Origin of the sequence: Psychrobacter sp. SZ93C1, from assembly GCF_015864635.1 — a bacterium.
Taxonomy (GTDB): domain Bacteria; phylum Pseudomonadota; class Gammaproteobacteria; order Pseudomonadales; family Moraxellaceae; genus Psychrobacter; species Psychrobacter fozii.
Window position 1 is genome coordinate 416703 of sequence record NZ_JADYWY010000001.1, and the last position, 20608, is coordinate 437310.

The following is a 20608-nucleotide window of genomic DNA, read 5'->3' on the forward strand; positions in this document are numbered from 1 at the left end:
TTTTTGTGCATTTTTATTTGTTATGAGTATAAATATTTATTCATCTTTTGCTCTAAAGTCTGTATGGCATGACTTACAGCTCGCACCAACTTGACTGAATGCAGGTTTGATGTCATCCATGCTAGTAGCTGTTTGAGCGGCAGCACTTAGCTCAGCAGTAACTTTTTGGAAGTTATCAGCTTCTGCACGGAAACCCTCAGCATTAGACCAAACTGCTTCGGTTGCATTACCCATGTCTTCTTGGTTTTCGAAATGGCTCCACGGCATACTAGAATCTTCTGCTAAGAATGCTGCTTGTTCTTTAACGACATCCGCATCAAAGGTATCGGGTGCTTTGGCCATATCACCCATGATGCCCATTGCATCACCCCAGTTTTTCATGCTGTCTTGACGGGCTTGTATATCAGGGCTAGAGCTAGAGTCAGTTGAAGTGCTACAGGCGGTTAGACCCAAGGCGGCTGCCATTAAGGTGATACCGAAGATAGATTTCAATGATTTGTTAGAATGAACCTGTGCCATATAGATTACTCCTTTAAATTTGGCTAATAGTATGCGTATTGCAGACGGTGGCTTTGATACTGTTGTCAAAATCAACTCATAATTACTTAAAAGTATGTCCGCTTATCAGTGATTTTTTGAAAATTTAATCTGTATTGTAACCATTATTTGCGTAGCTATGGTTAAAATAGTTGTTATATCATCGTAATATTTAAAGTGACGATGATTATCTAAACCATATCATTGAGTTGACTGACATGCGATACATCGTGGTTTCAATCAACCATATTGAGTTCAAATAAATGGCGGTTTATATCTCTGTGAAGGTGATAAGCCCCATATGATAAAGGTCAGCTATAGCAGCTGACCTTTATTTAAATATACTAGACAATAATCTAGTAGGTATAACTAATCTTTATTATATTCACATAAGCTATAGAGTCAACCACTCACGCGGCTTTAGATAAACGTCAGTCAACTCAAACTCGGGTGAGCCTTCAGTAGGCTCAAAACGATAATGCCAACTCGCCAGTGGTGGCATACTTACTAAGATAGACTCGATACGGCCATTACTCTGTAGTCCAAATAGCGTGCCGCGATCGTAGACCAAGTTGTACTCAACATAGCGGCCACGACGATACAGCTGAAATTCACGCTGCTGTTCAGTATAAGGCGTGTCTTTACGCTGCTCAAAGATAGGTGTGATACCGTCAAGATAGCCGTTACCCACTGCTTTCATAAAGTTAAAACAGGTCTCAAAGTCCCAACCACGACTCTCAGTATTGACATCATCATAGAATAAGCCGCCGATACCGCGCTGCTCGTTGCGATGACGTAGGTGGAAGTACTCATCACACCATTGCTTAAAGTCAGGATAGACGGTATCACCAAACGGTGCACACAGATCGTGGCAGACTTGATGCCAGTGGATGCAGTCAGCCAGTACTGGGTAAAACGGTGTCAAATCAAACCCACCCCCAAACCACCAAATCGGCGCTTCGCCCTCAGCTTCAGCAACGAACAAACGAACATTGGCATGACTAGTAGGGACGTTAGGGTTTTTGGGATGCACGACCAGTGACACGCCCATGGCTTGAGCTTTGCGGCCAGCGATATCGGGATGGCGCGCTGTTGCTGACGCTGGTAGGTTGTGTACATGAATATGGCTGAACATCACACCTGCTTTTTCAATCACGTCGCCATCTGCTAGTACGCACGAGCGACCACCGCCACCTTCCGGACGCTCCCAGTCATCAGGTACAAAGGTTGCATTACCACCACCATCGCGCTCTTGCGCTTCTAGTGCTTGGCAGATACGCGCCTGCAAATCGACTAAAAACTCACGCACTCGTGTGATGTCATTATTGGTCGGTGTTACCACTGACTCTGACAGGTCTGACTTATTATCTATATTTGAAATACTCATAAAATATCTATTTATTCAGGTGTATTGCAGTATTGAAATCTTTATCCAATAGATGTCCCATACGGTCACGCTTGGTCGCGAGGTATTCAGCATTCATATCATTGACCCCTACCAATAATGGCACGCGTTCCACGACATTGATGCCATGCTCAGTGAGATAAGCAATCTTGTTAGGGTTATTAGTAATGAGTCTGACCGCATCAACACCGATATGAGCGAGCATCGGCCCACACATGTCATAAATACGCGCATCCGCAGGCAAGCCCAACATCAGATTGGCATCTAACGTATCATGCCCTTGGTCTTGAAGGGCATAAGCGCGAATCTTATTGGTGAGACCAATGCCACGACCTTCTTGGCGCAGATACAAAATAGCACCACAGCCAGCCTCTTGTATGGCTTGCATCGCCGAATTAAGCTGCGGACCACAGTCGCACTTCAATGAGCTAAAAGCATCGCCAGTTAAGCACTCAGAATGAATACGAATCAAGGGAGCCGGTCGCTCTGATGGCGTCGCTGTATCTGGGTCGACCACAGGCAGCCCGACGGTCAGCATCACATGCTCTTGACCGTCTTCGTTTTCAAAGATATGAATATCAAACTCGCCATAACGAGTCGGTAGTTTGGCACTAGTAATAAATTGATATGACATTAATGTCCTGCATAAGCCGGTAGTTGTGGCAGTAAGGTCTGTATTAGCAGTAATAACGCAGCGATGTCATCCTAGCTGTATTAGGATAGTTAGGATGATAGCAGTATAATCTGTTCGTAAAACATGCGTGCTGATTGTCTTTATTATAAAAACACACAAAGTTCACAGACGATGCACGATGATTAAAGCGACCATTAAAAAAAAATGCTATTATGCCATACTATTTTGACGGATACAGTGACAAGTCTTTACCCTTACATTACTATGTCGTCACGAACATTCGATATTGATGCAAAATAATAAGGCATAATATCAACCCTTAGTATGGAAGCGCTGTCTATTATGACGGCGTGTTTGTTGTTAGGCGCCGCGTAGGTATAGATACGTAGGCATTGCATGAATAATTATATGGTCAGTTACATCAATAATGATGTAGATATTATTGACGTCGCTTAGCTATAGTTATCTTTATACTCTAAAGCACGTCTTGTCAGCAGATTGGTAGGTATCGTACGGTTTATGCAGCAGTCACCTCATTCCCCACAGTCTCAGTCCGTATCTGCGTCAGCCATTGAATCCGCTGCCCAGCTGTCAAATTTGCAGCAGACTTACGCTGTCATTCCGCGTGTGCGTCCAAATACGCCACTGCTTGATAGCATCGATGCGCCATCTGATTTAAACGCGTTTACCACCAATCAGCTTATTACCTTGGCAGATGAATTACGACTGTTTCTATTGTATTCAGCCGGTCAGAGTGGTGGGCATTTCGGTGCCAATTTGGGCGTGGTTGAATTGACCATTGCGCTACATTATTTATTAGATACACCGCAAGATCAGATCGTTTGGGACGTAGGTCATCAAGCCTATGCTCATAAAGTATTGACTGGTCGTCGTGAGCAGTTAGGTACTATCAGATCTAAAGATGGATTGACGGCTTTTCCTGAGCGTGCAGAGTCCATTTACGATACCTTTGGCGTTGGTCATTCATCGACTTCAATCTCAGCGGGTCTAGGCATGAGCTTAGCGCTGCGCTATCAAGGCCGTGCACAAACAGTGGCCTGTATCATCGGCGATGGTGCGATGACAGGCGGCATGGCGTTTGAGGCCATGAATGATGCAGTACAGCAAGACGCTGATTTGCTAGTTATCTTGAACGACAATGATATGTCGATATCTTGCTCTATCGGTGGATTTCCACGGCATTTAGCCATGCTATGGGAATCAGGATATCAGGTTGATATCTCTGAGGCAGGCGAGCCTGTTCTCTGTCATCGTCCTGATATGCAAGGATTTGATCGCCGTAAGCGTCACAAAGAGCTGCGCGATGTCCCACAGTTAGAAGACAACTTATTTAAAGCGATTGGTTTTACCTATTTTGGTCCATTTGATGGCCACAATATTCCTGAGCTATTGCGTGTATTGTCATTGGCAAAACAAGTCTCAGGTCCAGTATTGGTTCATATTTACACCACCAAAGGTAAAGGATTTGCGCCAGCTGAATTAGATCCAGTCGGTTATCATGCGATTAGCAAACTGCCTGTCGAAGATGATGAAACAAAGACCGAAGCAGCTGATACTTCAGTAGCTAATGCTTCAAAAGGTAAGCCAGCGTTAAAATACTCGCAAGTGTTTGGCCAGTTTTTGTGTGATAAAGCCGCTGAAGACGACAAGCTAATTGCCATTACACCTGCCATGGAAGAAGGCTCTGGAATGATCGACTTTGCTCGTCATTTTCCAGCACGTTTTTTTGATGTAGCGATTGCTGAGCAACATGCAGTCACGTTAGCAGCGGGCATGGCAACTCAAGGTGTCAAACCGATTGTCGCGATTTATTCAACGTTTTTGCAACGTGGCTATGATCAGCTGATTCATGACGTTGCGTTGCAGAATTTAGACGTAACGTTTGCTATTGACCGAGCAGGCTTAGTCGGTGAAGATGGCGCAACCCATGCTGGCGTATTTGATTTTGCATTTTTACGCTGTGTGCCTAACATGGTGATTGCAGCGCCAAAAGATGAAAATGAATGTTACCATCTGCTCAATACTTGTTATGACTATCAAGGTTGCACGGCTGTACGCTATCCACGTGGTGTGGGTACGGGCGCCGTTATCGAACAGCCAGCACAAATTTATAAAATTGGCGAAGCTGTGGTGGAGTCAGTATTAGGCTCTAATGATGCACCAAAAAAGCTCGCATTATTGGTATTTGGTACGATGATGACCACGGCTCAGCATGCAGCAGAAGCTATCATCAATGATAACGCAGAGTTAGAGTGTCAAGTGCATGTGGTGAATATGCGCTGGGTAAAACCTTTAGACACCAACCTATTAGAAACGCTATTGGTAAAAGGCATTACTCATATTGCGACCCTAGAAGAGCATGTAATTACTGGTGGCGCGGGTAGTGCGGTCAATGAGTATTTGCTCAATGAGTCAGCTGCTTTTAAGCGTACTCGTCCAGTTATTGCTAATATTGGTATCCCTGATCGCTTTATTGCGCACGGTTCCCAATCTGAGCAACTGGTTGATTGCGGTTTGAGTGCCGACGGTGTGAGTAAGCAGCTTCGACAGTTATTGTTATAAGTCGTGTTGTTATAAATCGTATTGCTATAAGCCGTGTTGTGATCAACAACGTTGTCATAAATAGTATGGTCGAAATTGATTTAAAGTTAATGATATTAGTTTGAACACATAAAAGCTCGATAGATAGAGCTAACGCCTGCTTAGCCGTAGGTGCTGACTTTTTTACAACTTGCGCAGTTTGTGATGACCACCAAAATAGGGGTTGGTTTGGCGAACGTAATGGTTTTTTCGTTTTTATTGAACAATTTTAGTATAATGCGGTTGTCGTTTATAAGTTTTCATCTATAAAAGACACGTTTTTTAAATCGCATAGATGTGGTGTGATGCGGCTAGTCTAATCGGCATGTTGTGGGCACAAAGTTAGTCTTATTTTTTATATTCATTCATCAAGCAAATAGGTTATTTATGGAACCCATGGTCGTCATCGCAGCGCGTACTGCTGAAAAAGTTGGTAAAGAGATTTTATATGCGCATCAAAACCGCCACAAAATCGAATTGGATATCGAGTCGAAAGGACTTGATGGATTGGTCACACGTATTGATCGTTTCAGTGAAGAGCTGACGATTGAGACGCTAAAAGCCAGCTATCCGAATCATTCGTTTTTGGGTGAAGAGTTTGGTATGCAAGAAGGTCGCGGCGAAGACGCTGACTGGTGCTGGATTATTGATCCGCTCGATGGCACCAAAAACTTCGTTCATGGTGTGCCGCAGTTCTGTGTTTCTATTGCTGTACAGCATAAAGGCGTGACTCAACATGGCGTGGTCTATGATCCAGTCCGTGATGAGATGTTCTCTGCTAGCCGTGGTAAAGGCGCGCGCTTGAATAATCGCCGTATGCAAGTGAGCGAACGAAAAACGCTTGATGGTGGTCTATTTACTACGGGTCATCCACTTGAGCGTAAGCGCAATGGTGAAGTGATTTCTTATGCGAAAGAGCATTTTGAAAGCCTACAGAAAGTCTCTGAAGCGGGTGGTCAAATTCGTCGTTTAGGCTCAGCTGCGCTTGATTTATGCTATGTGGCAGCTGGTCGTTTCGATGGTTATTTTGAGATGTCTATCAAGCCGTGGGATATCGCTGCTGGTGAGCTTATCGTCACTGAGGCACGTGGTGTGGTCGTCGATCATACAGGCGCGCACAATTCTATGACTTCAGGTTCTATTTTTGCTTGTAACATCAAGCTGTTAAAGCCATTGATGCAAGTAGTCGTTCCGAGTTGGGGCGAGGCTGTATAAGTAGCAATATTTAAAAGTATTGATAATAAAAAGCTGGTTCCGTTAAGGAGCCAGCTTTTTTGTTGTCTTATCGCTTTCGCTGCCGACGGTTATACCCTGAAATTCGAGTGTTTTACTGGTCGTTTCTAACAGCGTTAATTCTTCTTCTATTAGTGTGATCATGTCTTGTACATGAGGCAGGGCCTTACTGCAAGCTGCAATGCCAAATTCAATTTTATCCAAATAACTGGCTAACGTAATATTCATCGCTTGACCGTTGAATACGATAGAAGCCGGATATAAAGATTGCAAGCGCGCACCATTCCAATATAGAGGTTTCTCAGAACCAGGTACGTGGGAGATAATGAGGTTAAAGGCTTGTTTTTTCGGGAATAGCCCGGTTGCTAGATTGATGCCTTCCCAAGCGTAGGCGATAACACTATAGTTGATAACTTGTGCTTGGTTCATACGACGGAAGCGGCGCTTACCACTATTCATACTACGATGGATGAGCTGTATCCGACGTAATGGGTCATCCAAATGCGTGCCTAGATTGGCCAATACAAATGACAGCTGATTACCCGATACGCTATTATCTGTACGCAGCGACATCGGTACAAAGGCAATTAGTGGCTTACTAGGTAACGCATCCATTGATATCAAATAGCGACGGATGGCACCAGCGCAAACTGCTAGCACAACATCATTTCTACTGATTTTTAATCTGTCGGCAATATCATTAAAGCGCTGAATATCATAAGACTGCGCTGCAATACGCCGCGATGCAGAGATACGCTTGTTCAAAATACTCATGGGCGCATCAAAAGTGCCGACATAGCCATCATCTCCAGAATTTTTGAGATTGTCTAGCAATTCTGTAAACACAGGCTTGATGGTAGATATCTGCTCTTTAATGATGCGTCTGATAGATCTTTTCGAAGGAAGTATGGCGTTGACGTGGTTACGATGACGTGCCATTAAAGACCAGATTGGCAGGGTTACTGGTTCAGTAGGTGACTGCGATAAAGACTTTTGTACGAGGCGCATGGCAGCAATACCATCTACCAAAGAATGATGAATTTTGAAATACAAAGCAAAACGTTCAGGATCGCCTTCATTTTCTGGCTGAATGCCTTCAATCACGTGACATTCCCACAAAGGCATCGCGCGATCCAAGAGACGTCCATGCTCTCTTGAGACATACATGAGCAGTTCGCGTACCCGTGCAGGTTTTGGTAGTGCGACATGATGAAGGTGATGCTCGACATCAAAGTTTTTGTCATTTTGCCAAAACGCCATATGCTCCAATACTTGATTAAAAGGGAAGCTTGGCGGTACATCAGAGTCTTGCATCTGTTTGACTAGCTGATAGACAAAGTCGCTATCAGCCGCATCTGGTACTTCAAATAAAAATAAACCACCCACATGCATAGGTTGTTTACGCGACTCAAGAAGCAAAAACAATTGGTCGACTGCTGTGAGAAGTCGCATAATAAATCCTTTTATGACGATGTGGTTGATTCAATTTAAAAGTAGGACAAAGCGGTCATGCATAAGTGTATATATAATACTTTAAGCAAGGTATTCAATGAAGCAGTGATTAGGTTATGTTGAACATCTACCACTAGTCGCTGCCAATAGTAGAATGTTCAAAATTCCTAAGTGCTTATTTACGCCTGACGTCATTTTTTCTTATTGTTTTATCACAGACTTTTAGGCGTGTTGCTAGATATTTTACTGAAAAAAGTATCCGGTTTGTGGCGAGCTAGCAGTCGCCATTTTACGTACCGGCATACGCCCTGCTAAAAATGCTTCGCGACCAGCCCACATAGCATGCTTCATAGCATGCGCCATCATAACTGGGTTCTGGGCGTTGGCAATCGCAGAGTTCATCAGTACACCATCACAGCCGAGCTCCATCGCAAGTGCTGCATCAGAGGCAGTGCCGACGCCTGCATCTACCAATACGGGTACTTTAGCGTTTTCAATAATCAAGCTAAGCGTATGACGATTGAGCAGACCAAGACCTGAACCAATCAAGCTACCTAGCGGCATAATAGCGACACAGCCCATGCTTTCTAATTCTTGTGCGACGATAGGATCATCTGACGTATAAACCATTACTTCAAAACCATCATCGATCAATACTTTGGCGGCTTTTAACGTTTCCATTACGTTTGGATAAAGCGTTTTTTCGTCGCCCAATACTTCAAGCTTAACCAAGTTATGTCCACCCAATAGCTCACGAGCCAGCTTGCAAGTACGAATGGCAGTCTCGGCATCAAAACAGCCAGCAGTGTTGGGCAGTATGGTGTACTTATCAGGTGAAATTACATCCAGCAAGTTCGGCTCATTACTGTTCTGACCGATATTGACTCGGCGAATAGCAACCGTGACAATCTCTGCTTCTGAAGCCGCAATAGCAGCACCAGTTTCGGTCATGTCTTTATACTTACCAGTGCCAACCAACAATCGAGAAGAGAATGTACGACTGCCCACAGTAAACGTATCTTGTGAAAGTGGCGTAGGGCTGGTAGTAGAAATAGCGGCTTGTTGTGACATAAGGATAATCCTAATAGCGGGCGAACAAAGGTGACAAACGAAGAGTTGGTTCAATAGTAAAAGTTATTCATCGTAGGCAGTAGTCTATGGCAGGCGACAGCTTCTCATCATGATGGTAAAGACCAGATAGGGAGCATCCAAAATTGGAGCCTTGCTACTCACGAAAAACAAAATGTTATTATAACAAACTCATGCACGCTTACAGACAATCTTTACCCAGTTTAACGATTTAAGCAACCCGTCTCTTTTATCATCAACTTTATCAAGGCATACGACAATGTATGCAGAGGTAGCTATAGCAGTGGTATTTATGAGTCATACGTTACGACGGGCTATGTGCCGTAATAAGGTCAGATAAGGGGTAGAGGGCTGTACATGTCAGAAGGCTTCAGCGATAGGTTCTGATGGACTACACTATATTATAGTTGAAGATAAACGCTAGAAGTGGATAAGACGTTAGATATCTAAACAGAGAGTATTGTTGCTGGTTATTTATATAAGTGCTAGCCCTAATCAACTACCAAAACGATGCGCTATACAGATATAAAAAGTGTACAGCGCATCATTTTTCATTGAGTCGGGATGAACTATTGGCTATTTAGCTACTTCTTCATTTACCACTGGTTGACTGCTCTGCTCGGTTTCTGCCGGAGACTCTGTAGCAACTGCTGCAGCTTTTTCATTCGCTTTGCCTTGACGACGCGCCTCTAGCTCAGATTTGGGTATCCAAGCCCATGTCATCTCAACCACGATCGGGTCACGGTCACTATCAGACTCACGGTCATGAATCACGCAAGGTATAACCATTTCACCTTTTGGCGTATTTAAGATATCTAAGCGCTGCTCATCAGATAAACTGGCCACCGCTGCAATTTGACCTTTTTTGATGGGGCGATAAAAGTTAACCGAATAAGACTTAATTAATAGCACGCGGTCAGAGGGTAGGTTTAAACCCAAGATAAACCCTGTGGCCGTTTCAGCCAATAAGGTAATGGCCACTGCATGGATGGAACCAATGTGATTCTGTACAGCCTTGGTGTTATTTAAACTGACAACCACTTGATTGGGATTGACAGTTTCATAATAGACGCCTGTCGTGCCGACATATGGCACGACCTTGCCAAAGGCTTTGGACAAGATGCTCGATCGTGCACCGGCAGGCAAGTATTTAGTCACTGATAACAGTTTGGTGAATTGGTTGCTGATGGGCTTAAGTGTGCTGGTTGGCTTGTCGACTGGCAATCTTGTGTTGTCAGATATTTTAGCTGGCAATTTATTGGTCAGCTTGGTGGGGAGTTTTTTTAATAAACCTGACATACAAAATTCCTTAACTTAGATGCGTTGAATGAGATTTTGAGTATTAGCGTGTATCATCATAGCGGAAAAATACGGAGTATTATGCAAGCCGCTATACTCACTATGTTACATTAACTACTGCTGTCCGACTATTATTAGAATGAACTGATGCGCTTATAAAACAACACTCATATAGTGATGTCTTGGACACTAGAAATAGTTTAGCTCGTAGCTATATTGTTCACAATAATGCCGTTAGATGCCATGTGGAGCGTCACGCTATAATGACACCGTTTTAGCATACTTTATTTATTTTTCTCATGTACCTCTTATCTGCTGGATGACGCTATGCCCGACACATCAACTCATAAGCCGACCAATATTATTTATACAGGTGTGGCTGGTACGGGTAAGACTTATCGATTGCTACAAATTGCTAAGCAATATACCGACTACTTACCTAGAGCCAATCCTAAGGACTTGTTAGTACAGCTGTTGCAAGCGCTCAGCTGGCGAGATGTTGTCTGTCTAGTATTTTTAGATTTGCAATCCAAAAATCAAGACTTGGTCAAGGTGCCTGAAATTGTCAATCATGAGTTTTTTGTTGCAAAGGCATCGCAGAATGAGCGAGAGAAACACTTAAGTAATACGGCTTGGTCTGTGCTGCAAATGCATACTCCTACTAGCTCAGACACCGTAAGTTATAAAAATCGTGCTGGCCAAGCTTACTTTGATAAAGACAATAGTGGCGCATGGTATTTATTACCAGAGAGTAGGGAGTTGTTAACGGGTTTGTCGCAGCAACTAGAAGAGTTTCAGCAGGCAAAGCGAGACAATGACACTAGCCAAAACCAAGCTTTCAGTCAGCAGCGTTTTAGTATGGTGAGCTTCCATCAGGCTTATGGTTATGAAGAGCTCGTCGAAGGCATTCGTCCTGTGATGGTGGCTTCTGGTCAGTCAAACAATGCTAATAACAGTCTGTCTCAAATGAGTTATGCGATTCAAGATGGGGCATTTTTAAAATTATGTCAGCGCGCGGCAAACAATCCCAAACAGCGCTATGCCATGCTGATTGATGAAATCAACCGCGCTAACGTGTCACGCGTATTTGGCGAACTACTCAGTCTGATCGAACCCGATAAACGTACGGGTATGGCAAATGCCATGACAGTGAATCTGGCTTATTCTGGACGTACCTTTAGTGTTCCTGACAATATCGATATTTATGCGACTATGAACACCCAAGATCACTCTTTAGCACCGCTAGACATGGCACTACGCCGACGTTTTCGGTTTATTGACTGTCCACCACAGCCGGAACTACTACCAATTATCAATATTAGTAAAGGCTCAGAAACGTCTAGTACAGCAGAACATAATGAAGCCGATACCATAGACTTGGCCAGACTATTAACAGGTTTAAATCATCGCATTATTCAGACGCTAGGGGTCGATTCGCAATTGGGTCATGCATTCTTATTTTCAGTAACGACTCTTGAACAGCTACAAGACGTATTAATCGAACAAATTATTCCGCAATTGGCGCAAGCGACTGGCGGACAAATTACTATGCTGCAGTATATTTTTAAAGATGAGCAGCAGCCAATGAGTGCCCAGTTTATTCAAGATGGCCAAGCACTGATGACAAACGAGTCAAATGCTCAGGTCGCCAATCAGAATAATCTAGCTGCACAAAATCAGATGTTTTCAGGGCATCACTTATTTCTCGATCAGTCAGTCAATACAGGTAGCTATAGAATCAATAGCGACCTTATTGCCAAGATAGGTGAGTTTATAAAACCTGCTGTCTACCAGCGTTTATATTAATTGGGTTATTGGAAATTGATAAATAGCGATGGGAATAATCAGGTCCTCACAAGCAATAGTATCGATCGTAGTGGTATGGGCGCGCCTGATACGAACGTTATCACTGTATTTGAGCATCAACGCCTAACAGCTGATAATTTCTTACAGATAGCTGATTTTCATTGGCTAATGGCACAAGAATTCTCTGTGTTCAGCATCAAACGTCAGCAAGGGCAGTGGCAGCTGAAAGTCGGGCACTATATTGGTATCATTCTCTTGCCTAGTGGTATGGTACTAGAGATATTGCCAAAGCTTAATCCGTCTATTCAAGACAGCAATCTCGCACAAACCCGTCAATGGGTGCAAGGCATGATGTCTGATTTGATTGGTAATCGTGATCGCACCTACAATAAACTGCCTCATACAAAAAATTTAGGCCAGTTCAGTACTCAGCTTACGTCACTACCGATAGCCGCATTGCCTCTATCAGATTGGCTGGTCACGCAGTTTTTGCAGCGATTGGCACAGCAGCAACCGACCCTGCATTATCAGTCGCAAACTCACAACCAAGCATCGCTACAAGGTCGACTACTCATCAAAGAGCAGCTGCGCCATAACAGCATGCAGCCGCATAAGTTCTTCTGTGAGAGCAGTGTGCTGAGCCAAGACATGCTAGGCAATCGATTGATTAAGAGTGCTTTGATGTTATTAAGCCCACTATTAAGCCAATCAATGACACCTAAATCTTTGCAAGCGTGGCAGCCCGTACTCGTGCTTAGCCAACATGAGATGCAGAGGCTCGACTCGATGTATCATCAGGCAAAGCAACAGCTAGCAGTGCTGCCACTTCACGTGCAAAAATTACAGACGATGCAGCAGTTGGTGGATTTGGCTTATTGGTTATTGCAACAGTCAAATACCGAAACGGGTCACATGATTGATCCCAGTAAAGCATCCAAACATAAACAAGCATCAACACGATTGTGCCTATTGATCGATATGAATCAAGCCTTTGAGCAATGGGTCAGTCAGCGTATCGCCTCAATGTTTAGCCAAGTAAGTCCGAATTATAGACCACTATATCAAGCGCAAAGCATCTGGCTGAGTGATACAGAAGGGCAGGCCTGCTTGTCTATACGACCTGATTTACTTATATATAAGACAGCGATTGATACTGATACTCATGCCGATACCCATACCCACCAAGGTCAGGACAATACAGCAGCAGCTTCTCACATTAGCGCGTCAGGTAGCTATAGTCATGTCATCGATATTAAATGGAAGCATTTATCTCACGCAGCGAGCATTAGTGCCAGTGACGCTTATCAATTGACCAGTTATGCGCAGGCTTACCAAGCAGATCAGGTCTGGTTGGTCTATCCTGTACAAGGTGATGAGAGACAACCGATAGCACTTAGTCAACGGTCTCTGAATGGTCAAGATATTGATAATAATATGAATTCTGCTCAATTATGGCTCATACCATTTAATGTCTTTACTGGAACGATAAACGAGCGCTTGTGTTCGGCCTTGAATCGAGTATAATGGCGCTATCGATGGTTAGCGCCGTCGTAGGAAAGACTTTTTGTTTAAGCTGTTTTGATGAAAAGTAGGTGTTTTTGAAATAATTTAGAAATTTTTTAAATTAATCAAAAATAAGTGTTGACACTACCACCGTTTCCGCTTAATATGTGCACCTCGATAGCGAGGAACATTAACGAGTTAGCAGTATTTCTGATAACAAGTTAAGCAACAAACTATCGTGATAATAGAAATTTTCGGAGTGTGGCGCAGTTTGGTAGCGCATCTGGTTTGGGACCAGAGGGTCGTAGGTTCGAATCCTATCACTCCGACCATCTATTTTTAAGAGCCTTACAGGCTTTTTTTTATGTATAATGGTTTAGTTTCTGGTATATTTAGAACTGACTTTAATGTATAAAAGTCCTCTAAGAGCGCCTGTAGCTCAGCTGGATAGAGCATCTCCCTTCTAAGGAGGTGGCCGCAGGTTCGAATCCTGCCAGGCGCACCATTTAGCCTGCAAATTTTGTCTTATCAGGCAATAGTTATGGCGGTTGTAGCTCAGTTGGTAGAGCCCCGGGTTGTGATCTCGGTTGTCGTGGGTTCGAGTCCCATCAGTCGCCCCAATTTTTTCTGCATTACCTTTCTTTAGTATCTATAGCTTCACCTCATTATAAAACCCTTTATAAATAATCATACTATGCCATTTTTGGCGATTTTTTGCGTCTATACGATTTGTTTTGATGACAAGTCTTCTGTATAAGCGACCTGTCACTGTACCTTCTTCATTATTCCTTAATGGCTATTATATAAGCCAATAAAGATAAGCTTTGAAGTTGTGCATCATGATAATGTTTTAAAGACGGTTGGTATAGATGATTGATTCAATACAACATCAGCTATAGTCCATGCTCTATAAATTGGATACGGTGTCAGGTTCGCTTAGTCTACTACTTGTAGTACTTTCATTTGCCTTCTTTGTATCCAAATTATACTGAACCGACTATATCAAATCAAAATAGTGCTGCCGTATATAGATTTTTGCTTGCTCATAGTATGGTTAAATCTATATTAGTCTAGAACACTACGTACATATCATATATCAAGCGACACTACTACCGTGGCGATTCATAATTATTTGGCTATAGGCTGCGACTGATCTTATATTATCGAAGGGGCAACTGATGGATGCGTTGAGTGTACTGCTACAAAATGTGCATTTGTTCGAAACCAAATATTATCGCCTGAATGGTACTGGTAATTGGTCTTATTCAATCACTCGACAAGATACGATTTTATTTTATTTGGTCATGTCTGGTAGTTTCTGTATTGACGTTGGTAATGGTCTGCGGCAGGCACATGCTGGTGATATGATTATGATTCCTAACGCGCATAGGCATGTCAGCTACGCGTTGAACCATCATGGTGATGGTGCAGAGTCATTGGATGATTTACTACCTAATTGTAAAAGTAATACGCTTGAAATCAATGGTAACGGTGATCCCAATTCATCTTTGATATTGATTGAGTGCAAATACGATAAAGAAATGATCCGTCCTTTATTATCTGTACTGCCTCCAATTTTGCCTGAAATAAATGATGCAGCTGATGGTCGGTTCGAAGTCATCGATGTCGAGATTAAGCTCCTAACGCTAGAAGCTGAGCGTGAACGCATGGGCAAGACTGCGGTTATCAATCATTGGGCAAGTATTATGATGATTGAGTGCTTACGTGTGTATATTGAGAGCCTGCCTGAGGCTACAGAAAACTGGCTCAAAGCGATGAAAGATCCATTTCTAACCAAAGCGTTGGCCGCTATGCATGAAGACCCAAGTCAAAGCTGGACAATTCATAATCTCGCCGAGGTAGCGGGTATGTCACGATCAAGCTTTGCACAACGTTTCAAAGATACAGTTGGGATGCCGCCGTTGACCTATCTGATCGATTATCGCCTGCGCTTAGCTGCACGTTATTTGCGCTTACAGCAAAACAGCATCAGCCGTATTAGTTCGCTGGTTGGCTATGCGTCAGACTCAACCTTTAGCCAGGCATTCAAGCGTGTTTATGGGGTGTCTCCTAAAGTGTATCGCCAGCAATATCAAAAAAGAATAATGGCTTAGCTTGCGGTCATCGCACCTATTTATATTAAAAGCGTTAAGGGCACCACTGAGCCTTTAGCGCTTTTTTTTATTTTTGACCATGGTGAATGAGGTGTCGATAGAGACTTTTTATCTGACTGCTACGCCTGGTATTTTGATGATGTATGGCTGACAATGTGCTTGTGTTAAGGTACTATGGAATAATGAGTTGTCTAGGCGTGCGTGCGTATTTTTAGCGTACTATATTTCACTGTATGGTAGAAATAGCATCTAGTCTAGATGATGTTTATTTTTGCTGCTGATGGTATGTTATGACTGAACCGACCGCAAAGCCAAGCGCACAAGCCGATAGCCAAAAAAGCTCTGCTGCGTCTGCCAAAAAACAAAGCAATACAAGTACAAACAACGCTACAGACAAGGTTGAGGATAACCAATGTCTGGTAGAAAGTACGGAACAAGACAATATAGCCGAGCCACTTGATAAGGCGACATTGCTAGCGCTGTTTACCTTACCAAATTCAGAAGAGATAGTGGCTGAAGGGTCAGAGACAGACGTAACGTCTAAAACTTCATCTACTGGGCTTTCTCATAGCCGTTCGACCACGCAAAAACCTACTGATAACCAGAGTAATATTGCTGAACAGCGAGTGGCGCTTTATCAGGCTCAGCACGAGCGTACTCGGCTGCTATATATGGCTTCTGCCAGTACGCGTCCCACTTATCTGGTACAAACGCTTAAGTTACAGTTTGCAGAGCATCAGCAGTATCTACTCGCTCAGCAGCTTGATAAGCGCGGTCTCATGGATACGGATGGGCTAGAGCGTCTTTGGCAGCAGTTACATGTGGTTGATGATATCATCGCCGATATTATCCGTCACATGCCAGCCCAACAACCAGCAGGGTGGCAGCTGACTACCCAAGATGGTCGCAACCCGTTGTGTTTTGCGACTGTGGGCAAGCTAAAATACGGTAAACCTATCCGTGATCAAGGCAGTCTCAATAGCTATGTGCTTGGACACTTTGGTGTGAGTAGCTTTACCTATGACCGCGGCTATTATATTGGGCATGTCGTTGGTTACTTATTTAGCTGTTATTTCTGTGCTCATTTATCTATCAGCTATGGTGTTACGGCGCTTAGTCAGCCGGTCGTTGCAGATTATGACTATGCCAGTCTCGAGACCCCGCATATGGTCAGGCTGTTGCAAGGGTTAGATGGATATTGTAAAAAACGTATCTATCAATTGGCGGTTATCTGTGCGCGATTGAGTGTGTTTGCTAGTGACAAGCGTATCGAAAGAATGCTGATTGCAGAAGTAAATGACTTTGACAAAAAACTGCAACAGCAGCATTTAGATGTTTTGCTGTTGCAAGGTTTGATGCCAGATAGTGGCGACTCTACGCCGCTTCTTTAAGTTTTTGATTCTCTCAAATTGATTGTTAGATACTATTATTGAGTATGGCTGTATTTGTATTGCTCTTTAGCGCTCTGTCTTTCCTAATATCGCCAAAGATTCGAATGGTTGGATCGACCGTTATCACTGATTACTTGACTTGTTCCTTTCATTATCGAATGTCCAATATAGCTACTTTCTAAACCTTACCTTAGCTTTCTTAATATTTGCTTACTGTTGTATATTATTGACTGAGTCACATTTTTACTATGGTAAAACCAGTCATCAAGCTATAGTGAGCCTTATTTGAGAAGTCAGTATTATCCAGAAGCGATTCTTATAAAAATTAGCCATTATGCTATTCATTATTATTAAGAGTATCAGTACAGAGGTCTACTAAAATAACCGTGTATAGGTGGGATGCTTGACTATTTAAATGAGTCATCGCTCAAAATCAATCAATAAGGCAATTATTGGTTGATGTTTTTTATCAAGAGATAAAATAAAAGCCATTCTATACCGTTTTTACATTATAGAGTTTTGTATGAGACAGTCATTTTTAGATAATTTGGATACAAGAAAGCCAGTTTAGGTTTTCCCCACCAGTCCTTAATAGTAGCAATCAAAGGTAGTTATTCATGTCAATCCAAACGTCAACATCAGCCGCAATAGAAAAGCGTGTGGCTAACAAATCTTACGTGCTTGCATTTACTGTGATGAGTGCTTCGTTAATGGCTGGATTGTCAATGACATCCATGAGTGCGCAGGCAGCTGGTTTGGGTGAGCTGTTCAATAACAGTAATACCAAATCAAAGTTTTTGCCTGTTGATGAAGCCTTTCAAGTGGTGAGTAGTACTAAGGCGACATCTAAAGGCACGCGCTTATCGATTAATTTTGATATCACACCAGGCCATTATGTCTATAAGAATAAATTAACCTTGAATTTTCCTAAAGGTGTGAGCGCTACACCGTTTACTTTTAGTCAGTCTCCTGTTTCAATTGATGATCCGACCTTTGGTAAGGTGCCTGTATTTACGCAAAGAAATATGGTGGCCACCACGATGCTGACCACGAAGAATGGTAAAGGTGCTAAGAATGTGCCAGTTGTGATTGGCTGGCAAGGCTGTGCCACTGCAGGTTTGTGCTATCCACCAGAAAAGGTAAAAACCACGGTCGATATTGCTGTTAGATAGGTAGTAAGTCGCTTTATATCTTGGTCATAAATATAGTCAAATCCATATAAGTCCGCTACATCGTCATCCTTGCTAAGCATACTAATGTATAACTTGCACTCGGTTTCCTTGTATCGAAATTATTTGAATTCAACTATAGAATATTGGTAATAAATAGGTAGCCATTCATGTCGATTAAGGCAAAAGAAAAACCCTCATCGCTAACGCTAAGCCGTCCTGCTAAAAAGTCTTATCTACTGGCATTTGCGATAAGCAGTAGCTCGTTATTTGCAGGACTGTTACCTACTGGTGTAGTTGCTACTGGGTTGGCAGCGACGTCCATGACTACGCAAGCGGCCGGATTGGGTGACTTGTTTGGCAATAGTAAGAGTGACGCAAAGCAAAAATTCCTACCAGTCGATCAAGCATTTCAGGTCATTACCGACACTAGTGCTACGGGTAGTGGTACACGCTTAGCCATTAATTTTGATATCACGCCTGAGCATTATGTTTATAAAGATAAAATCAAGCTAACGCTGCCTGATGGAGTGACAGCAGCACCGTTTACCTTTAGTCAAAAGCCCGTGCTGATTGATGATCCCACCTTTGGAAAAGTACCTGTATTTGATCAGATCAATATGGTCGCCACCACGACTCTGACGAATAAGAGTGGAAAAAGTGTAGACAATGCCGCGGTTGTCATTGGTTGGCAGGGTTGTGCCAAGGCGGGGCTATGCTATCCACCTGAAAAAATTAATACGACTATCAGTATCGCTGCTACAACGTCACAGTCTGTAGAAAATAGCACCAATACTTCTAATGCTGACGTAGTAGCTAACGCTAGTCTAGCAGCTGGTTCACAGGTGTCTGAAAATGATATTGATATAGACAATGCTGAAGCAGGGCAAGTACAGACAGATGATGAGGTTATTGATTATGCCTTGTTAGATGAAGGCTCTCTAGACAGCGAGCTGACAGCGACTAATACGATTTCTGGAGCAGATGGAGAGGCCACGGCTAACGCTGCGCAAAGTGATACGGTAGCGGCTACCAATAGTGTCGTCGATAGCGATCCTTTTGGCTTAGGAACGCATCCTGGCTTGGCACTGATTTTACTGTTTTTAGCAGGTCTTGGTTTGGCTTTGACACCATGTGTATTACCCATGCTGCCTATCGTCGCCAATATTGTTGCTCGTGAAGAGAACCCAACGGTTAAACGTGGCGTTATCTTAACCACCAGTTATGCCATCGGTGTAGCGACCGCGTATGGTATTTTGGGCGCTATCATTGCGGTGTTCGGTGAGTCATTGGGTATTATTGGTTGGCTACAAAATCCCATTATTTTAATCAGTTTTGCGATTGTCTTCGTTCTACTAGCACTCTATATGCTAGGGGTGTTTAGTATCCGATTGCCACGAGCCATCAGTAGTAAAATGCAAGGGTTGAGCCAAGCAGGTGATAGTAAGCTTGGTAGTACAGGTGGTAGCTTGGTCGCTGGTTTCTTGTCCGCCTTAGTAGTATCGCCTTGTGTCTCTGCACCATTATTTGGTGCGCTGCTTGCAGTGTCTACCATTGGTAGTCCGCTGCTCGGCTTCGCTGCTTTATTTATGCTTGGGTTTGGTTTGTCTGCTCCGCTTATTTTAATCGGTGCAACTCAAGGTAAAATCATGCCGAAAGCTGGCGAGTGGATGAATTGGGTCAAGCAAGGTTTTGCCTTACTACTCTTTGCTGTGGCGTTATTATTAATTGAACGAGTCTTTATATCGCCAGTAATGCTGATAGTGTGGGCATTATGGTTCATGGTAGTAGCGACATGGACGTGGAGCTGGTTGGGTAAAGGTCGAATGCTCACCCAAGCATTCGGTTTGCTTGCAGGTATTTGGGCGGCTTGTTTGATGGTAGGTGCCGCATTAGGTAACGATGATAGTCTACATCCGCTTGCATCATTGAGTGCAGTGCCAATGATACAGTCAACGACGAGTCAGTCAACTGCTAATAATGTAACAGATCAGACGGTCACTACGTTGGCTGAGTTAGATGTCATTATCGCTGCCAATCCAAAAGTCATAGTAGATGTCACCGCTGAGTGGTGCATAGAATGCCGCATTATGGACAAGAATTTGTTCCATAATCGTCCTGTACAGATGCAAGACTGGCAATTGGTCAAACTTGATATCACTGAGACTACGGCTGACTCTAAAGCTATCTTGGCACGCTATAAGTTATTTGGCCCACCTGCTTTACTGTATTATCAGGATGGTCAACTGGTCAATCAACAAGTAGGTGAAATTGGTCGTTCAGAATTTGAGCAGACATTGACGATGCTTAATAACTGATAATTAATAGTTCATGCTTAATGACTTATGCTTAACAATATGAGTAAGTCTTTTGCT

General features: G+C 43.2%; 14 protein-coding genes and 3 tRNA genes. 11 read left to right on the plus strand and 6 right to left on the minus strand.

Annotated elements, in window-relative coordinates:
- Positions 1–36 precede the first annotated feature (36 nt).
- The 3 genes from I6E83_RS01850 to ribA form a co-directional block, all read right to left on the minus strand.
- On the minus strand, positions 37–519 hold the full coding sequence (locus tag I6E83_RS01850) for a c-type cytochrome (RefSeq protein ID WP_197099740.1): 483 nt from the start codon (positions 517–519) through the stop codon (positions 37–39).
- Between the two features lie 412 nt (positions 520–931).
- Entirely contained in the window at positions 932–1924 is a 993-nt protein-coding gene (gene hemF / locus I6E83_RS01855) for an oxygen-dependent coproporphyrinogen oxidase (protein ID WP_227680765.1), read from the minus strand.
- 7 nt (positions 1925–1931) lie between these two features.
- The gene (gene ribA, locus I6E83_RS01860; RefSeq protein WP_110921872.1) at positions 1932–2576 is read right to left on the minus strand and encodes a GTP cyclohydrolase II; all 645 of its coding nucleotides are present in this window, start codon (positions 2574–2576) and stop codon (positions 1932–1934) included.
- A 519-nt stretch (positions 2577–3095) separates the two neighbouring features.
- On the opposite strand from ribA, the gene dxs reads away from it, so the two are divergent.
- Entirely contained in the window at positions 3096–5159 is a 2064-nt protein-coding gene (gene dxs, locus I6E83_RS01865; protein WP_197099741.1) for a 1-deoxy-D-xylulose-5-phosphate synthase, read from the plus strand.
- A 405-nt stretch (positions 5160–5564) separates the two neighbouring features.
- Positions 5565–6392: an inositol monophosphatase family protein gene (locus tag I6E83_RS01870; protein ID WP_110921870.1), complete on the plus strand. Its 828-nt coding sequence runs from the start codon at positions 5565–5567 to the stop codon at positions 6390–6392.
- Between the two features lie 42 nt (positions 6393–6434).
- Here I6E83_RS01870 and I6E83_RS01875 read toward each other — a convergent pair whose 3' ends face one another.
- The 3 genes from I6E83_RS01875 to I6E83_RS01885 form a co-directional block, all read right to left on the minus strand.
- Positions 6435–7862 carry a WS/DGAT/MGAT family O-acyltransferase gene (locus I6E83_RS01875; RefSeq protein WP_197099742.1) on the minus strand — a complete coding sequence of 476 codons (1428 nt, stop codon included), beginning with the start codon at positions 7860–7862 and terminating at the stop codon, positions 6435–6437.
- Positions 7863–8105: 243 nt separating this feature from the next.
- Complete coding sequence (locus I6E83_RS01880; RefSeq protein WP_197099743.1) at positions 8106–8933, minus strand: thiazole synthase; 828 nt, start codon at positions 8931–8933, stop codon at positions 8106–8108.
- Positions 8934–9527: 594 nt separating this feature from the next.
- Positions 9528–10250, minus strand: coding sequence for a DUF4442 domain-containing protein (locus I6E83_RS01885; protein ID WP_197099744.1), 723 nt, complete (start codon positions 10248–10250; stop codon positions 9528–9530).
- A 327-nt stretch (positions 10251–10577) separates the two neighbouring features.
- Here I6E83_RS01885 and I6E83_RS01890 point away from each other — a divergent pair, with 327 nt between their 5' ends.
- From I6E83_RS01890 to dsbD, 9 genes are all read left to right on the plus strand, one after another.
- Positions 10578–12056: an McrB family protein gene (locus I6E83_RS01890; RefSeq protein ID WP_227680766.1), complete on the plus strand. Its 1479-nt coding sequence runs from the start codon at positions 10578–10580 to the stop codon at positions 12054–12056.
- A gap of 15 nt (positions 12057–12071) precedes the next feature.
- Complete coding sequence (locus I6E83_RS01895; RefSeq protein WP_227680767.1) at positions 12072–13580, plus strand: McrC family protein; 1509 nt, start codon at positions 12072–12074, stop codon at positions 13578–13580.
- A 234-nt stretch (positions 13581–13814) separates the two neighbouring features.
- Positions 13815–13891 (plus strand) — tRNA-Pro (locus tag I6E83_RS01900).
- Between the two features lie 96 nt (positions 13892–13987).
- Positions 13988–14064, plus strand: a tRNA-Arg gene (locus I6E83_RS01905).
- 39 nt (positions 14065–14103) lie between these two features.
- Positions 14104–14179: transfer RNA gene (locus I6E83_RS01910), tRNA-His, on the plus strand.
- 558 nt (positions 14180–14737) lie between these two features.
- Complete coding sequence (locus tag I6E83_RS01915; RefSeq protein ID WP_197099745.1) at positions 14738–15673, plus strand: AraC family transcriptional regulator; 936 nt, start codon at positions 14738–14740, stop codon at positions 15671–15673.
- A gap of 290 nt (positions 15674–15963) precedes the next feature.
- Positions 15964–17064 (plus strand): hypothetical protein, encoded by a 1101-nt coding sequence (locus I6E83_RS01920; protein WP_197099746.1) that lies wholly within the window; start codon positions 15964–15966, stop codon positions 17062–17064.
- A 617-nt stretch (positions 17065–17681) separates the two neighbouring features.
- Entirely contained in the window at positions 17682–18236 is a 555-nt protein-coding gene (locus I6E83_RS01925; RefSeq protein ID WP_197099747.1) for a protein-disulfide reductase DsbD N-terminal domain-containing protein, read from the plus strand.
- A 167-nt stretch (positions 18237–18403) separates the two neighbouring features.
- Complete coding sequence (gene dsbD / locus I6E83_RS01930; protein WP_197099748.1) at positions 18404–20551, plus strand: protein-disulfide reductase DsbD; 2148 nt, start codon at positions 18404–18406, stop codon at positions 20549–20551.
- Positions 20552–20608: the final 57 nt, after the last annotated feature.

Bases quoted from the DNA above. Each gene is read 5' to 3' on its own strand.
- hemF (WP_227680765.1), bottom strand. From the start codon at position 1,924: ATGAGTATTTCAAATATAGATAATAAGTCAGACCTGTCAGAGTCAGTG.
- I6E83_RS01890 (WP_227680766.1), top strand. From the start codon at position 10,578: ATGCCCGACACATCAACTCATAAGCCGACCAATATTATTTATACAGGT.
- I6E83_RS01920 (WP_197099746.1), top strand. From the start codon at position 15,964: ATGACTGAACCGACCGCAAAGCCAAGCGCACAAGCCGATAGCCAAAAA.
- I6E83_RS01880 (WP_197099743.1), bottom strand. From the start codon at position 8,933: ATGTCACAACAAGCCGCTATTTCTACTACCAGCCCTACGCCACTTTCA.
- I6E83_RS01915 (WP_197099745.1), top strand. From the start codon at position 14,738: ATGGATGCGTTGAGTGTACTGCTACAAAATGTGCATTTGTTCGAAACC.
- I6E83_RS01875 (WP_197099742.1), bottom strand. From the start codon at position 7,862: ATGCGACTTCTCACAGCAGTCGACCAATTGTTTTTGCTTCTTGAGTCG.
- ribA (WP_110921872.1), bottom strand. From the start codon at position 2,576: ATGTCATATCAATTTATTACTAGTGCCAAACTACCGACTCGTTATGGC.
- I6E83_RS01870 (WP_110921870.1), top strand. From the start codon at position 5,565: ATGGAACCCATGGTCGTCATCGCAGCGCGTACTGCTGAAAAAGTTGGT.
- dxs (WP_197099741.1), top strand. From the start codon at position 3,096: ATGCAGCAGTCACCTCATTCCCCACAGTCTCAGTCCGTATCTGCGTCA.
- I6E83_RS01885 (WP_197099744.1), bottom strand. From the start codon at position 10,250: ATGTCAGGTTTATTAAAAAAACTCCCCACCAAGCTGACCAATAAATTG.
- I6E83_RS01925 (WP_197099747.1), top strand. From the start codon at position 17,682: ATGTCAATCCAAACGTCAACATCAGCCGCAATAGAAAAGCGTGTGGCT.
- dsbD (WP_197099748.1), top strand. From the start codon at position 18,404: ATGTCGATTAAGGCAAAAGAAAAACCCTCATCGCTAACGCTAAGCCGT.
- I6E83_RS01850 (WP_197099740.1), bottom strand. From the start codon at position 519: ATGGCACAGGTTCATTCTAACAAATCATTGAAATCTATCTTCGGTATC.